This is a genomic window from Marinomonas sp. BSi20584, assembly GCF_002792415.1.
Lineage (GTDB): Bacteria > Pseudomonadota > Gammaproteobacteria > Pseudomonadales > Marinomonadaceae > Marinomonas > Marinomonas polaris.
Map to the genome: position 1 here is coordinate 107,892 of NZ_KZ454871.1, position 16,080 is coordinate 123,971.

The window sequence follows — 16,080 nt, forward strand, 5'->3', positions numbered from 1 at the left end:
AATCCCGTTTCAAAACATAAATTTGAAACGGGATTGTTTTACGCTTGAGGCCCATTAATTCGACGACAAAGCCAACTCTTTTCGAATTATGTCTGCGCCAGCGTTCAATGCTTGTAGCTTGCCTCTCGCCACCGCGCGAGGCAGCGGAGCCATACCGCAGTTAGTACAAGGGTAGAGCTTGTCTGCATCGACAAACTGCAGGGCTTTTCGTAGGGTATTGGCCACTTCTTCCGGTGTCTCAATAGCATGGTTTGCCACGTCAATTGCACCGACCATAACTTTTTTACCGCGAATCAGCTCGAGTAATTCCATTGGCACATGAGAGTTATGACACTCCAGTGAAATAATATCGATATTGGATTTTTGCAGCTTAGGAAAAGCTTCTTCATATTGTCGCCATTCAGACCCAAGCGTCTTTTTCCAATCGGTATTGGCTTTGATGCCGTATCCGTAACAAATATGTACTGCGGTTTCGCATTTAAGGCCTTCAATGGCTCTTTCTAACGTCGCAATTCCCCAATCATTGACCTCATCAAAAAACACATTAAATGCTGGCTCATCAAATTGGATGATATCCACACCAGCCGCTTCTAACTCTTTGGCTTCTTGGTTGAGAATTTTGGCAAATTCCCACGCGAGTTTTTCGCGGCTTTTATAATGATCATCATAAAGCGTATCAATCATGGTCATTGGGCCTGGAAGTGCCCATTTAATCGGTTGCTTGGTTTGCTGACGCAAAAACCTAGCATCCTCAACAAAAACAGGCTTTATGCGAGCAACAGGACCGACGACCGTTGGCACACTCGCGTCATAACGATCACGAATTCTTACCGTCTGACGGTTCTCAAAATCAACGCCGCTGAGGTGTTCAATAAATGTGGTAACGAAGTGTTGGCGAGTTTGTTCACCATCACTGACAATATCAATACCCGCTTGCTGTTGCTCTTGTAGTGAAATACGCAGCGCATCATGTTTACCGTCAATTAATTCATCGCCTTCCAGTTTCCAAGGTGACCAAAGTGTCTCAGGTTCTGCAAGCCATGTGGGTTTAGGCAAACTGCCAGCCGTTGAAGTGGGTAGTAGTGTGTTTTTAGTACCTGTTTTTTCAATAACTGTTTTCATAATAAAAGATGCCGTCTATTAAATATAATGTTGGAAAATAACCATCAATGATCGCGTTTATGCGTAATTAGCAGACCACTGCTCAAGTACCTTTTGGTAGGGTTTTATAAAGTGCTGTTCAGCAAATTTGCCTTGTTCACTGGCTAATTGACTGCGTTCTTCACGGTCATAAACTATTTGCGTTAATGAATGATCAAGGTTCTTTAAATTAGGCTGATAGCTCTTTCCAGCAACCGCGTTGGCATTATAAATTTCTGGACGGTAGATTTTCTGGAAGGTTTCCATCGTACTGATGGTGCCAATAAGCTCAAGATTGGTGTAATCATTAAGCAAATCACCCACAAAATAAAAAGCCAACGGCGCAGCGCTGTTTGCAGGCATAAAGTATCGAACCTGTAAGCCCATCTTCTGAAAATATTGCTCGGTCAAAGAAGTGCTATTTGGCTGATATTCAACCCCCAATACTGGATGCTGATTTCCTGTTCGCTGGTAAATTTTGTTGTCTGAAACACTCAGACAGATAACTGGCGGCTTGGTAAACTTTTCTTTAAAGCTGTCTGACTTCACAAAACTTTTAAAGAGCTTTCCATGTAGATCGCCAAAGTTGTCAGGAATACTAAATTGCGTTTGGTTTTTGTTATGGTTTGGTAGTAATACGCTGAAGTCATAATCACGCACATAGGAAGAGAAGTTGTTTCCTACAATTCCCTCGATACGCTGCTCAGTGTGGTGATCAAGAATATTCGTCTTCAGGATTTCAATGGTCGGGAAGGACTGGCCCTTTCCTTCAATATCGACATCGACCGAAACGATTTCAAGTTCAACAGAATAACGATCTCCCTTTGCGTTATCCCAATGCGCCAAGGCATTAAAACGATTGTTAATCATCCTTAATGCGTCGCGTAAATTCTCTTGTCGTCTCTCTCCCCTAGCCAAATTCGCAAAGTTCGTTGTGATACGGGTATTGTCAGATGGGCGATAGTTTTCATCGAGACAAATGCTCTTAATGGTAAAGGTAAAGTTGTTGTTCATGGTGATCTGGTATCCTATTTTCTGAAGTGAAATAGGGATTTATTCCTTGTTTTCACTTGCCAGTTTTCGATTGGCGGCGATCAGCCTAGTTACTATGTGAGTACAGTTATACGCAATCATAATCATGAACAAAAATGAATTGAATTTTAATTTGTTGAATTTTATTCATAATGAAGAATAGATACGACTCTTGATTGAATAGTTTCACTCAAAAATAGGATGGGTAATAGGAGGTAAGAGCGCCCCAGGTAGAGCGCTACTTTATCGGACACTAATCAACAAGAGAGAATGGAATAACCGGACAATTGAGCACGATATCGGTTCGTTCGATGGTAACCAAACCCTGATCTTCCGCTGTTAGAATCGCTTCTTCAGACCTCAGCTCTGTTGCCTTGCTTGGGTCTTTCCATGCTACGACGTACATCAACCAAAGCGGTGAGTAATGAGTATCTTGGCTTTTATAGCCTAATGGCTCTGGAACGGAAGCAAATACGCTCCACGCTTGCTCTTGATTCGGAAAAGCATACACACGCTCTAGCACTGTTTTGACTTGCGGTGGTTTCGGATAATGAGGAACAGCGTCACGCAGCCGAGGCGCATAATTGGCATTTTTTGCTTTTGCTACAGCCTGATCAGACACATCTGTCGTTATATAAAGTACTTCTTTGCCTTCATGCCAACCGTGCAACAAAGGTAAACTTATCGTAGCCTGCTGAGACACCGTACTACATGCAGACACTAGACACGCAAACACTATGGTTATGACGCCTTTCAAGATCATGAATATAAACACCCTTCAAAATGGTAAATGATGTATTAATGCCAGCAAACGAGCAGGCTCAATTTTCTTCATTTAGTTTAGCGTATTTATACACCGTATTTCGGCTAACGCCAGCCGTTTTCGCAGTTTGCGATACATTGCCTTTGAACTCGTTTAATAATCGAGGAATCAGCTTTTCCAGTGGTTCATCTTGCTCGCTAGTTGAGCTTAGTTGCACGGAATCGTCCGTTGGCACCATCGCATCGAGATCATCAAAGAAATCATCAGGCAAATGCCATTCTTCCAATACTTCTTCATCCGCCATGGCCATACCAACTTTAAGTACATGAACCAGTTGGCGCATATTTCCCGGCCAAGGATGAGTCACTAGTAAATCCAGCATAGGTTGCGACAAGGCAGGACCAGGCTCTTCTTTTCGTAAACGTTCATGGAGATATTTAATCAATTCCGCTTTGTCGGTTCGCTCTCGCAGAGCTGGCAATTCTATGTTCAGACCAGAAATACGATAGTACAAATCTTGACGAAAACGCCCTTCTTTCACTTCCTCTTTTAAGATTCGATTGGTGGCAGAAATCAGTTTAATATCGACCGGAAAAGCTTCTGTTGAACCCAGAGGTGTCACTACTCTTTCTTGTAATACACGCAGCAAACGCGACTGAACTGCCATCGGCATTTCACCTATTTCATCCAGAAACAAAGTGCCGTGATGAGCACGACGAATCAAGCCAATGGAGCCTCGATTTTGTGCGCCAGTAAATGCGCCTTTTTCATAACCAAAAAGTTCAGACTCAACCAGTTCAGCGGGAATAGCCGCGCAATTTACCGCCACTAACATCTCTTTGGCACGGGAGCTGTGATAATGCAGACTGCGTACGAAGATCTCTTTACCAGCGCCCGTTTCGCCATGAATCAAGATAGGAATGTCTTTTTCCATAATCTTATGAGCTTGGCGCACTAAACGCTCTACTCGGTCGTCGCCATGTTGCAATTCAGCCATTGGAATGACGTTGTCTGGAATCGCTGTCGATAACGGTATTTCTTGCTTTTTTACCTTTCCAAATGGCGGATTTTTTTCATTCATAACAATGGCTTCTGGCTGTGGAGGAGCAACATAATCAGCACGCTGACGAAAGTCAGGTATGCGCATAATCTGCTGTACGGGAGGAATCACTTTGACATAGAACTGATAACGTCCCATAGCGATCAATTTCATCGGCAAACTATAGGGATGATGTTTGATCTCCCGCATTTCGATATCAAATATTTGGTTGATGTTGAGCAAAGCTAAGTCCTGCGCGAGCACCACTTCCGCACGACGATTTGCCGACACAATAGTGCCGTTTTCATCTAGCACCAAAATACCTGACCAATGACTGTCTAAACTGACCACGTTGGTATTAAAACTGAGAATGAAATGCTCTTGCTGAAAGGCGGCAAATATCAGGCGATTTTCCACACTCAAGGACATGAGTTTGACCATGCCAAAGGTATGATCCTGCGGAAGATACGCGTCTGAAGAAATGTCTAAGACACCGACCAAATCGTTTTTGGTGTTGTAGATAGGCGAAGCGGAACCCACCATGAAGCGATTGGCACGTAAGAAATGCTCATCCCGGCCGACTTGAATCGCTTCACCAGTAATCAGCGCAGTACCAATCGCATTGGTGCCGACGCCCATTTCTGTCCACTGGTTCCCACCCACCAAACCATGCTGTGAAGCACTACCAAAACGCGGTTGTCCCCATGTGTTCAGCACGTGTCCTTGGCGATCCGCTAACACAATCATGCAAGCCGAATTGCTGAGAATATTTTCGTAATACGGCAGCACTTCGTTTTCGGTGGTCTCCAGCAAGCTACGATGCTGATCGATCAAGTCACTCAAGGTGCCTTTTGGCAAAGTCGCAAAATCTGGACTACTGCTGTGATCCAAGCCAAATTGCTCGCAACGATACCAAGACGCTTGGATTCGCTCTTTGTGAGTCTGCACCATATTCGTTTCTGAAGCGGAATTTATTTCTGCTGTTGCGGCAGCGTTTTTTTCTTGTTTTTGTTTTTCTTCGTCTTGCATTTCCAACTCCAACACATCAGGTAAAACACCCAAAGTGTGCATGAAATGTTCATTGTGATTGCGAGACTGTAAACACTTTGAACACTCGTGAACAGTCCTTTTTCGAAAGCGAAAATCACCTAAAGCAACCAAAAAGTCATATAAAAATCATGTTTTTCAATAAGTTAAATCTGACCGAGAGTATAAAAATTTTTTTGGCATGGCTTTTGTAAGTACTTACCGTATACAGACAAGATTACTGTGCATTCATTTTTGAGCCTTGCAGAAGACCAAGAAGCGTTTGCACTAGAAAACAATAACAACAAAAAAGGTACTTACAATGTCTCTGACGCTGCAGAATATATCGCGCGTTGTTGAAGGCGAGACGTGGATCGACGATGTAAATTTGTCTCTCGAACCCGGCTCTTTCAACGTTTTGCTTGGGCGCACACTGTCCGGTAAAACCACGCTTATGCGCCTCATGGCCGGTCTTGATCGACCAACTAAAGGGAAAATCCTCATGAATGGTGTGGACGTAACAGGTGTTCCTGTTCGCGAACGCAACATTTCCATGGTGTACCAACAGTTCATCAATTACCCCAACCTCACGGTTTACGAAAACATCGCATCGCCGCTTCGCTTAGCAAAGATGGATGAAAAAGAAGTCGACCGCCGTGTACGTGAAACCGCTGAAATGTTGCGCATCGATCCTTATCTTGATCGTCTTCCGCTACAACTTTCTGGTGGTCAGCAACAACGTACTGCGATGGCAAGAGCCCTGGTTAAAGACTCACAAATCATCCTGTTCGATGAACCATTGGTTAACCTCGATTACAAGTTACGTGAAGAGCTGCGCCAAGAATTGCGCGCCTTGTTCAAAGCACGTAATTGCATCGCTATTTACGCAACAACAGAACCGAACGAAGCCTTGGCTTTGGGCGGCAACACGGCGGTATTAAACGAAGGTCGTTTATTGCAAATGGGACCAACCGCCGAGGTTTACCATCAGCCAAAAGACATTATTACCGCAGAGATGTTCTCAGAACCGCCAATCAACGTGGTTCCCGGTCGCGTCAGTGAAGAAGAAGTCACCTTTGACGACACTGTACATTTTCGTTTAAACAGCGATTTGCGTCGCCTTACTCCTGGTGAATATCAGTTCGGTGTGCGCGCCTCTCACATTGGTTTAGTGCCGCACTCTGACGATGATTTAGAGCTGCCAGTGCGAGTGGACTTAGCTGAAATAAGTGGCTCAGAAACCTTTCTGCATGTTCACAATCCGCATTTTGATTTGGTACTACATTTATCAGGAGTTCATGCCTACCAAGTGGATCAAGAAATTAAGGTCTACTTTCCAACGCACAAACTTTACGCCTTTGACGCTCAAGGCAAGATGGTGCATTCCCCTGCACGAATGAGGGATCAATAATCATGGCTTCTATTACTCTAAATGCCTTAGCGCATACTTATACAGACAACCCAACCAAGCCAGAAGACTACGCCATCCGCGAAATGTCTCATGTTTGGGAGCAAGGTGGCGCCTTTGCGCTACTTGGTCCATCTGGCTGTGGAAAATCCACACTACTGAATATTATTTCTGGTTTGCTTGAGCCTTCCCATGGGGAAGTCTTATTCGACGGCAAACGCGTGAACGAATTAAAGCCAGAAGAACGCAATATCGCTCAGGTTTTCCAGTTCCCTGTGGTGTACGACACTATGACGGTGTTTGATAACTTGGCCTTTCCGTTACGAAACATCGGCGTGCCTGAATACAAGGTGAAATCGAAAGTATACGAAGTCGCCGAGATTCTTGAATTGTCTGACCAGCTAAAACGCAAAGCCAAGGGTTTGTCAGCGGATCAGAAACAAAAAGTCTCCATGGGCCGCGGCTTGGTTCGTGACGATGTATCTGCGATTTTGTTTGATGAACCACTCACCGTTATCGACCCTCAGTTGAAATGGAAATTGCGTCGTAAGCTCAAACAGATCCATGAGCAGTTCAACATCACCATGGTGTATGTGACGCACGATCAATTAGAAGCGTCTACTTTTGCCGATAAAATCGCCGTGATGTACAACGGAAAAATCGTCCAATTCGGTACGCCACGAGAATTATTCGAAAAACCAGCCCACACTTTTGTTGGCTACTTTATCGGTAGTCCGGGTATGAATTTCTTTGAAGCGGAACTGAAGGCCAAAGACGATCAAAAAGAATCGCTGATGTTTGGTGAACATGAAATCGCCATCAGTGATGCCATGTTAGCGCGCTTAAAAGTTATGGGAGCGAGCAAGGTTACTTTAGGCATTCGCCCAGAGTTTGTTCATGTTTGGGATGGCAAAAACAACGACGCTTTTTCTGTCGAAGTGGATTACGTAGAAGACCTTGGTACTTACAAGATTCTGTCTTTCTTATTCCATGGACAAATAATGAAAGCCCGTCTAAGTGAAGATCAAAAAGTCCCATCTGGGCAAATCTATGTGAGCTTTCCGGAACAATGGACCAAGGTCTATGTGGACGACTATCTCGTTGACGTAGACGATCAAACGGACACAGTAGATAAGAATAAGGAGACCGACCATGCAAACTAAAGTCGAAAATAACAAGGCGTGGTTCCTTGTTATGCCTGTTTTCCTCATCGTTGCCTTCTCTGCCATCATTCCTTTAATGACGGTAGTGAACTATTCGGTACAGGATATTTTTGATCCTTATACACGCTACTTTGTCGGCACAGAATGGTTCAAGCAAGTGATGCTAGACAGCCGCTTGCAAGAAGCCTTGCTGCGTCAATTTATCTATTCTTTCACGATTATCATCATTGAAGTACCACTGGGGATTTGTGTTGCCTTGATGATGCCGACCAAAGGCCGAGGCGCGTCTTTGGCCTTGATTCTGGTTGCTATTCCTTTGCTGATTCCATGGAACGTAGTGGGCACCATTTGGCAAATCTTTGGCCGTGCCGACATCGGTTTATTCGGTGCCTTTATGAGCAGTATCGGTGTCGATTATAACTATGCCTCTGATCCTACCGACGCTTGGTTAACGGTTGTCTTGATGGATGTTTGGCATTGGACTCCCTTGGTTGCCTTGTTGTGCTACTCCGGTCTACGGGCGATTCCTGAAGTGTATTATCAAGCAGCACGTATCGACCAAGCGTCACGCTGGGCGGTATTCCGATACATCCAGCTGCCTAAACTCACTAACGTACTGATTATTGGTGTGTTATTGCGCTTTATGGATTCTTTCATGATTTACACCGAACCTTTTGTACTCACCGGTGGCGGTCCAGGTAGTTCCACAACCTTCTTGAGCCAAGCCTTGGTACAGCAAGCCATCGGTCAGTTTGACCTTGGTCCTGCTGCAGCGTTCTCGCTGGTGTACTTCTTAATCATCTTGCTCGTGTGTTGGGTGTTCTACACCACCATCATGAACATGCAAAAAGACAAGTAGGAGCGGATCATGACGCAATCAAATACATCTATGACACGCACACGCAATACAGGTAAAAAAGAACAAGCCCCGGTTTACAGCAAAGCTGAGCGTAAGACGCGTAATGCCCACCTACGTGGACGCTTCGGTTTGGTGCTGTATCTGGTGCTGTTACTACTGCCAATCTATTGGCTAATCAACATGTCATTTAAAACCAATACTGAAATTCTGAGCGGATTGTCTTTCTTCCCTGAAGATTTCACTTTAGCAAACTACGCCAAGATATTTGGCGACCCAACGTGGTACATGGGTTACGTAAACTCGATATTTTACGTGTCCATGAACATGGTCATCAGCTTAGTGGTTGCTTTGCCTGCTGCTTATGCGTTTAGCCGCTATAAGTTCATTGGTGATAAGCACATGTTCTTTTGGTTGCTCTCTAACCGTATGGCGCCACCAGCCGTATTCTTACTGCCGTTCTTTCAGCTGTATTCTTCTGTTGGTTTATTCGATACCCATATTGCCGTAGCGCTAGCCCATTGTATTTTCACAGTGCCTTTAGCCGTGTGGATACTGGAAGGTTTTATGAGTGGTGTACCTCGTGAAATTGACGAAACGGCTTATATAGATGGCTATTCGTTCCCGAAATTCTTCGTGCGTATCTTCATTCCCTTGATCCGCTCTGGTATCGGTGTGACAGCCTTCTTTTGCTTCATGTTCTCTTGGGTAGAGTTGCTATTAGCACGGACGTTAACGTCTGTTGATGCAAAACCTATCGCGGCCATTATGACTCGAACCGTCTCGGCGTCGGGGATGGACTGGGGACTACTCGCAGCCGCAGGAGTGCTCACTATCCTGCCGGGTATGTTGGTCATTTACTTCGTTCGTAACCATGTGGCGAAGGGCTTTGCCCTTGGTCGAGTGTAAGGAGAATTATTATGGTTTGGATGTCTTGGACATTACCTACCGCCCTGTTTTTTATCGGCATTGCTGTGATCTTGGTCGGCATGACCACATGGCAACTGGTCTCGCCTTGCGTAGAACGCCGTGGCTTTTTGCCACTGGCAACCACGCGTGGTGATCGCTTATTCATTGGCCTGCTTAGCAGTGCTTTTATCCACCTTGCATTCGTTGCGTTAACGGATGTGAACATCGCGGTGGCAACCGTCCTATGCGCATTTTGGATGATCATCCTGATGCGTTGGGGCTAGTCAGCGTTTCTCTCAGTACGAACTGATGGACTATCTAGTACGACAGGCATGGAAGCCAAACCTAAAAATCCAAAAAGAAAAACCAAACTTAGTTGAGGTAAAACATGCACTACAATAAGAAAAAAATTGCACTCGCCGCCTTACCCTTTGCTGTCATGATGCATTCAGCCACGTTATGGGCTGACGCATACTCAGACGCTGCAGAAAAATGGGTAGATACCGAATTCACCGTTTCTACACTAACCAAGCAACAACAGCTTGACGAAATGCACTGGTTCACCGAAGCCGCTAAAAAATTCCGCGGTATGGAGATCAATGTAGCGTCTGAAACCTTAACAACTCACAAATACGAGTCTCAAGTGTTGGCTAAAGCTTTCACTGAAATCACTGGCATCAAGGTCAACCATGACTTGATCCAAGAAGGCGATGTGGTCGAAAAACTGCAAACGCAAATGCAGTCTGGCCGTAACATCTACGATGCTTACGTCAACGATTCCGACTTGATCGGTACCCATTTCCGCTACGGCAAAGTGGTACCAATCTCTGACATGATGCAAGGCGACGGTAAAGATTACACTTCACCAACTCTAGACCTTGCAGATTTCATCGGTTTGGATTTCACCACAGGCCCAGATGGCAAACTTTACCAGCTGCCAACGCAGCAGTTTGCTAACCTTTATTGGTTCCGTGCTGACTGGTTTGCTCGTCCTGATCTAAAAGCCAAATTCAAATCTATCTATGGTTATGAGCTAGGCGTGCCAGTTAACTGGTCTGCTTACGAAGACATCGCTGAGTTCTTCACCGATAAAGTAAAAACCATCGACGGCGAACGTATATACGGCCACATGGATTACGGTAAAAAAGATCCATCACTAGGCTGGCGTTTCACCGATGCTTGGTTCTCTATGGCAGGTGCTGGCGATAAAGGCCTTCCAAACGGCTTGCCTGTAGACGAATGGGGTATTCGTATCAAAGATGCGTGTTCACCTGTTGGTTCAAGCGTCTCTCGTGGTGGTGCAACAAACGGCCCTGCTGCGGTTTATGCGACGACAAAATACGTAGAATGGTTGCGTAAGTACGCGCCACCAGAAGCGCAAGGCATGACTTTCTCTGAATCTGGCCCAGTGCCAGCACAAGGTGGCGTGGCTCAGCAAATTTTCTGGTACACCGCGTTTACTGCTGACATGACGAGCAAAGGTCTTCCTGTTGTGAATGAAGACGGCACGCCAAAATGGCGCATGGCGCCTTCTCCAGTTGGGCCATACTGGGAAGAAGGTATGAAGAAAGGTTATCAAGACGTTGGGGCTTGGACTTTCATGAATTCAACACCAGAAGACCGTCGTCTAGCGGCTTGGTTGTACGCTCAGTTCACCACAGCAAAAACCGTTTCTTTGAAGAAAACACTAGTAGGTCTAACACCTATTCGTGAATCAGACATTAACTCTCCAGAAATGGCAGCTGCGGCACCTAAACTGGGCGGTTTGGTTGAATTCTACAAAGGACCAGCGCGTAAACAATGGTCGCCAACTGGGATTAACGTACCTGATTATCCTAAGCTAGCTCAGCTTTGGTGGCAGTACATTTCTCAAGCGGCAAGCGGTGAAGCAACTCCACAAGAAGCCCTTAACGGTCTAGCAGAAGCACAGGACAAAGTCATGGAACGTTTAGAGCGTGCTAACGTACAACCTCTATGTGGACCAAAAATGAACAAACCGCGTGACGAAGCTTACTGGTTGGCTCAACCAGGTTCTCCAAAACCAAAATTGGCGAACGAAAAACCACAGGGTGTTACGGTTTCCTATGACGATCTACTTCGTTCTTGGGAATAATATCACTCTACACTCTCTGAACGTTTGACCGGCTTAGGCCGGTCTTTTTTTGCTTGGCTGCCAAGAGCTAACCAGATCTTTTTGATTTATCATTTTATAGACCCACTCGCGCCCATCTTTAACTTTTTCAAATAACTTAAGTTCAACTAAACCATTCAACACAGTCGCCGCGGTATTGTACGAACAGCCAAGGTTGTCTTTCACATTATTGATAGTGAATATCTTTGCTAAGCCATTTTTCGCCACTTGCAAAACGGTTTGCTGTTTATCTGTAAGTTTGCGATAAAGACCTGAGTCCAACAACCATCTATTAAACGCTTCTAATTCCTGCACTGACTCTGTATAAGATTCTTTAAACTTATTTATCGCCCTAATGATGATGCGACATTGGTAATCGACAAAATAGGTCAAATCCATCTCATCTGTTTCGGTGTAGAGATAACTCTTTCCGTATTGTACTGGCGCCTCTTTCAACAAAAGACTAATCGCAATATAACGAAAAGCCGCGAACTCATTTTTAAACATGTACCAATAAAATAGTGCTCTAGCGACACGTCCGTTGCCATCGTGAAAAGGATGTTCGTAGCCAATCCGAAAATGCAGCGTAATAGCCTTCACCAAAGGATGTATATAATCAGAACCTTCAGCATCATGATGGGATTCATTAACCCACTCTACTAACATATTTAGCCGTGTTTCAAGATCATCAGCTTTCGGCGGTGTATGCACAACCTCACCATCGTTATTTTCAACCACAACATCATCTGTGGTTCTAATAACACCTGGCTTATATTTGCCATCATCAATGCCTTCAACACCGATTTGATGCAGCTCTTCGATGAGCTCGATGGACAAATCTTTATGTCTATTTCCCCACGCAAACTTCATCATATTGAAATTACCAAGGATCATTTTTTCATCAATGCTTCTAGGGGTTCTGGCCCTTTTCAGCATATCTTTTGCGACTTTCGTTGTGGTAGCCGCTCCTTCCAGCTGACTGCTGCTGATGGCTTCGTCTTCCACTAAATCGTTTAACAAATAGTCTAAATGTTTCTGCTCACCGATCTTATTACACATCCACTCCAGCGCAGCTGTGGTGGTATTTCTATCGGTCTCGCTGATGGCTTTGTGGATGGTTGGAGTGAGATATAGACTAGGATAAACAACACTTCCATTAAAAAAGACCGTTTGTCTTTGGTTATTTCTGGCTTCTTTTATAAATGACCAAACTAACAATGCATCCAATTTCTTGGGCAATCGATGCTTTAGCTCATCAAAATGAAAATATCGTCCTTTTGTATCAACGGGACGATAAAACTCAAAGTATTTAGCCGCTAACTCACCTCCACACTCAAAGGCTTTAAGAGTAGGGTTTCCTATGAGCTTTTTAGGTGGAAAAACAATCATAACTATCTCAAAAATAGAAAATATTGAGATGAGAATAGCAAAACAAACTAAAATTGTCTCAAAAAAATAGAAAATTGAGATGAAAAAATCTAATAGCGTTTGACCGGCTTAGGCCGGTCTTTTTTTGCTTGGGCAATAGAGAGAGTCAAATTGCATTGTTAATATTTGAGATGACGTAACTAAACAATAGAATCAATGCGTCATTGGTTCATCGTCCATCATTAAAGCCTTTAGCTCATCCTGCAAGCTTTCGATTTTTTCGGCCAATATATGCTGCTGTGAAGGGGGAATTTGGGCAATATCCTGAAGCGATACTTTTTCTAAGTTTTCGAGCAAACTAACCAAATGTTGTATACGGTCATCTTTTCTGTTCATGCGGGTTCTCTCCGTAGATGCATGGTGACTTCTAACCATAGACAACTTTTCCAATTTACTCTGTCATAAATGAGAAAAGTTATGTAAAAAATTGAAGTATTTTCAGAAAATATTACGGTTAATAATCATTCTCGCTCTTAAAGAAAAAACTATCCAAATATTAGCAGCCGCCTTTTTTAGCTTGACCAGGCGGACAAAATACTCCGTTTTTACCGCCATCTTGATGCGAACCTTCACTTTTGGCTTCAATATCAACACCAGCAAACTTTCCGCCTACTCAGTTTATCTCGCAACCAGTTAACGACAATGAACTGATAGCCATCATAAAAAAAGCGGCTCTCATTCTTTTCTCCTCAATATTTAGAATCAAGCGAGCTTAACAAAGTGTCTTTGGCTCAGCGTATAGCTTTACAAATCTCATCAAGCTATCTGGCAGTTAATAATTTAAAAAAAAGTGCTGACTAATACTGGCAGCCAAATGAGAAGCAAACAAAAGATGAGGCTTATCTATTAAGTCTTTAGGTGGTGAAGTAATCATGACTGTCTCAAAAAACGTCATTTTGAGACAAGTGTTTTTAGATTACAGGACTTCTCTCAAGAGAGCCCAATGGTATTATGGACCTAAGACTAAAATCACTAAGACACTAACGCTGAACGGGAAACCAATTCGATGACATTATCTAAACGTGAAGACTTCCGAAACAAGGGTGTCCTTAAACTTTCCAGTGTCATCGATATTGACCAAATTAAAAATGTGCAGACCTATCTTTGGCAGGAAATTAACAGCAAGTTTAGTATTCATATTGACGAACCTAGCACATGGTTTTCCAATGCCAGTAACCCTGTCGGAGACACTCGTGCAAGACGGCTAAACGGCATGGGGTCGATAATGCGAGAGCTCAAAGCCTCGGGGAAATTAGACGAGATAGAAAGTGCGATCCAATCGTCTTTAGATCAGGTATTCGGCACTCACACTTGGCGCCCGTTGGATCTTTGGTATTCTTTATTAAGCTTTCCAGGTTCAGAGTCGGTTTGGAATGTGCCTCATAAATCTTGGCACAGCGATGAACCCTGTGTGGTAGGAGACGCCGAGCCTTGGAGTTTATTTGTGTTTGTATTTCTCGATGATGTGAGTGCAGACATGGGAGCAACAACCGTCATTTCTGGGTCGCATCGACGAGCAGAGCGTCTTGCCAAAATATTTGGGACATCCGGTAACGAGGCATTAATAAACGCCTTTGAATCGGTGAATAGCGGACTGTTTGATAACCCTAAAGACGTAACGCTACTGCCTATGGATCAGGTCTTAGACTCCCTTATTCAAGAAGACCCTTGGTTCCAAGAGCTGGTTCAAGAAGGCTCCGCTGATCAACGAATCCAACGATTCATTGAAGAAGGCAGTTCGCTGCATGGCATCGAACAGAAGGCTGTCACCTTAACCGGAGTAGGAGGCGACATCATTGTGTTTGATCCGCGCTGCCTTCACACTTTTTCAGCCAATGTTTCAGGCCTGCCTCGACAAGTATTACGACTCGATTTCAGGCGCCAAATATAACCAATCGGCCAATACCCTTATTCGTCTTTTTATTCAGACAATGAATAAGCAGGCAAACTCGATGATTTCCCAGTAAAATGCGGCATTCACTCCATTCCTCCCAAGGCTTTCATGACAACAATGACACGCAACGACGAACAGACAGATCAACCAGATGAAGCGTTAGAACAATGTCGAAAGGCACTTGAAATCAGCTTGTCTAATTTCACAACGGATCACACGGAAGTCATCAGCCGCATGCAGGAAATTGTTGAGATCTTGCTTAAACAAAAGCAGTTTGCCGAAGCGTTAAAAGAAATAGAACAGCTAAAGAAACTATCGGCTTCGAATAAAAAGATAAAAATCGCCATGCTGGAAATGAAAGGTCGTATCAAACAGGTTGGCGCTAGATCAGGCTTTCGATCCAGAGCCACCAAAAAATATACGACAAAAAAGCCTAAGAGCGATTAATCAAAGCGGAAGCTTGAAGCAGTCCAGCCGCCAAAGATCCCTTCATCGTGATACACACAGGTTGCTTTGCTATTTTCAGCCGCTCCAAGAGCAACCATCAAGGGAATTAGGTGGTCTTCTCTTGGATGACAAAGACGCGCATACGGTGCTTTGTCCCATTCGACTAAGCTTGCGCTGCGCTCTGTCGGCTCAGACTCTAATAAGGTTTCTTGCAACCAAGCATCGAACGCACTAGATGGCACTTTAGCTTGCGGGCCTCTTAATCCTAGGTTATGAAAGCTCAAACCACTGCCAACAATTAGCACGCCTTCTTCACGTAATGGTGCCAATGCACGACCTAGCGCCATATGTTCTTCAGGGTTTAGGTTCGATTTAAGTGACAATTGAACCAGTGGCATATCAGCCTCTGGATACATCACTGCCATGGGAGCAAATGCGCCGTGGTCGAAACCTTTTTTATCATCCAAATCCACAGGAAACCCTGCACCTTTTATGAGTTCAGCGACACGAGCTGCGACGTCTGGCGCGCCCGGAGCCTGGTATTTCACTTCATAGGTATGAGCTGGGAAACCGTAATAATCGTATTCCATTCCCGGAGCTGGACTAGACTGAACACCAAAAGTTTTGCGCTCCCAATGGCCAGAAATCATCAAAATGGCTTTTGGTTTTTCAGGCAATTCTTCCGTCATTCGAACCAAAGACGCTTCAAGATTAGAAAACATGGCGCGCATGTCTGTCATGTAAGGCCAAGGGCCGCCGCCATGAGAAATAAAATAAGTGGGTAACATAATCATTCACCTCTAAAACTGGAATAATTAGCCAACTCGCTAAAAGCTGAATTGGC

Annotated in this window: 15 protein-coding genes; 8 read left to right on the forward strand and 7 right to left on the reverse strand. The window is 44.3% G+C overall.

Annotation, left to right across the window (positions count from 1 at the left end; all coding sequences use genetic code 11):
* Positions 1 to 54: 54 nt before the first annotated feature.
* From TY87_RS04470 to TY87_RS04485, 4 genes are all read right to left on the reverse strand, one after another.
* Positions 55 to 1,122, reverse strand: coding sequence for a methionine synthase (locus TY87_RS04470; RefSeq protein WP_100186140.1), 1,068 nt, complete (start codon positions 1,120 to 1,122; stop codon positions 55 to 57).
* 57 nt (positions 1,123 to 1,179) lie between these two features.
* The gene (locus TY87_RS04475; RefSeq protein WP_100186141.1) at positions 1,180 to 2,154 is read right to left on the reverse strand and encodes a DUF1852 domain-containing protein; all 975 of its coding nucleotides are present in this window, start codon (positions 2,152 to 2,154) and stop codon (positions 1,180 to 1,182) included.
* 271 nt (positions 2,155 to 2,425) lie between these two features.
* Positions 2,426 to 2,935, reverse strand: coding sequence for a DUF7482 domain-containing protein (locus tag TY87_RS04480; RefSeq protein ID WP_100186142.1), 510 nt, complete (start codon positions 2,933 to 2,935; stop codon positions 2,426 to 2,428).
* Between the two features lie 58 nt (positions 2,936 to 2,993).
* Positions 2,994 to 5,045, reverse strand: coding sequence for a sigma-54-dependent Fis family transcriptional regulator (locus TY87_RS04485; protein ID WP_442919205.1), 2,052 nt, complete (start codon positions 5,043 to 5,045; stop codon positions 2,994 to 2,996).
* 277 nt (positions 5,046 to 5,322) lie between these two features.
* Here TY87_RS04485 and TY87_RS04490 point away from each other — a divergent pair, with 277 nt between their 5' ends.
* The 6 genes from TY87_RS04490 to TY87_RS04515 all read left to right on the forward strand — a co-directional run bounded on the left by TY87_RS04490 (position 5,323) and on the right by TY87_RS04515 (position 11,449).
* Positions 5,323 to 6,411 carry an ABC transporter ATP-binding protein gene (locus TY87_RS04490; RefSeq protein ID WP_100186143.1) on the forward strand — a complete coding sequence of 363 codons (1,089 nt, stop codon included), beginning with the start codon at positions 5,323 to 5,325 and terminating at the stop codon, positions 6,409 to 6,411.
* Between the two features lie 2 nt (positions 6,412 to 6,413).
* Positions 6,414 to 7,571, forward strand: a complete 1,158-nt coding sequence (locus TY87_RS04495; protein ID WP_100186144.1) for an ABC transporter ATP-binding protein — start codon at positions 6,414 to 6,416, stop codon at positions 7,569 to 7,571.
* Positions 7,561 to 8,430, forward strand: a complete 870-nt coding sequence (locus TY87_RS04500; protein WP_072838433.1) for a carbohydrate ABC transporter permease — start codon at positions 7,561 to 7,563, stop codon at positions 8,428 to 8,430. The genes TY87_RS04495 and TY87_RS04500 overlap by 11 nt, the downstream gene beginning before the upstream one ends.
* Before the next feature lie 9 nt (positions 8,431 to 8,439).
* Positions 8,440 to 9,336 (forward strand): carbohydrate ABC transporter permease, encoded by an 897-nt coding sequence (locus TY87_RS04505; protein ID WP_232617066.1) that lies wholly within the window; start codon positions 8,440 to 8,442, stop codon positions 9,334 to 9,336.
* A gap of 11 nt (positions 9,337 to 9,347) precedes the next feature.
* The gene (locus tag TY87_RS04510) at positions 9,348 to 9,620 is read left to right on the forward strand and encodes a DUF2160 domain-containing protein (RefSeq protein WP_072838434.1); all 273 of its coding nucleotides are present in this window, start codon (positions 9,348 to 9,350) and stop codon (positions 9,618 to 9,620) included.
* Positions 9,621 to 9,724: 104 nt separating this feature from the next.
* The gene (locus tag TY87_RS04515) at positions 9,725 to 11,449 is read left to right on the forward strand and encodes an ABC transporter substrate-binding protein (RefSeq protein ID WP_100186145.1); all 1,725 of its coding nucleotides are present in this window, start codon (positions 9,725 to 9,727) and stop codon (positions 11,447 to 11,449) included.
* Between the two features lie 33 nt (positions 11,450 to 11,482).
* On the opposite strand, the gene TY87_RS04520 is transcribed toward TY87_RS04515, so the two are convergent.
* Both TY87_RS04520 and TY87_RS04525 read right to left on the reverse strand, forming a co-directional pair.
* Positions 11,483 to 12,856 (reverse strand): Fic family protein, encoded by a 1,374-nt coding sequence (locus TY87_RS04520; protein ID WP_100186146.1) that lies wholly within the window; start codon positions 12,854 to 12,856, stop codon positions 11,483 to 11,485.
* A gap of 192 nt (positions 12,857 to 13,048) precedes the next feature.
* Positions 13,049 to 13,231 (reverse strand): hypothetical protein, encoded by a 183-nt coding sequence (locus TY87_RS04525; RefSeq protein ID WP_100186147.1) that lies wholly within the window; start codon positions 13,229 to 13,231, stop codon positions 13,049 to 13,051.
* Between the two features lie 670 nt (positions 13,232 to 13,901).
* Here TY87_RS04525 and TY87_RS04530 point away from each other — a divergent pair.
* Both TY87_RS04530 and TY87_RS04535 read left to right on the forward strand, forming a co-directional pair.
* A complete protein-coding gene (locus TY87_RS04530; protein ID WP_100186148.1) occupies positions 13,902 to 14,786 on the forward strand; it encodes a phytanoyl-CoA dioxygenase family protein in 885 nt (294 codons plus the stop codon).
* Positions 14,787 to 14,897: 111 nt separating this feature from the next.
* Positions 14,898 to 15,236 (forward strand): tetratricopeptide repeat protein, encoded by a 339-nt coding sequence (locus tag TY87_RS04535; protein ID WP_232617067.1) that lies wholly within the window; start codon positions 14,898 to 14,900, stop codon positions 15,234 to 15,236.
* Here the strand turns inward: TY87_RS04535 and TY87_RS04540 are convergent.
* The gene (locus tag TY87_RS04540; RefSeq protein WP_198432031.1) at positions 15,233 to 16,024 is read right to left on the reverse strand and encodes a DODA-type extradiol aromatic ring-opening family dioxygenase; all 792 of its coding nucleotides are present in this window, start codon (positions 16,022 to 16,024) and stop codon (positions 15,233 to 15,235) included. The two genes, TY87_RS04535 and TY87_RS04540, sit on opposite strands and share 4 nt — an antisense overlap.
* Positions 16,025 to 16,080: the final 56 nt, after the last annotated feature.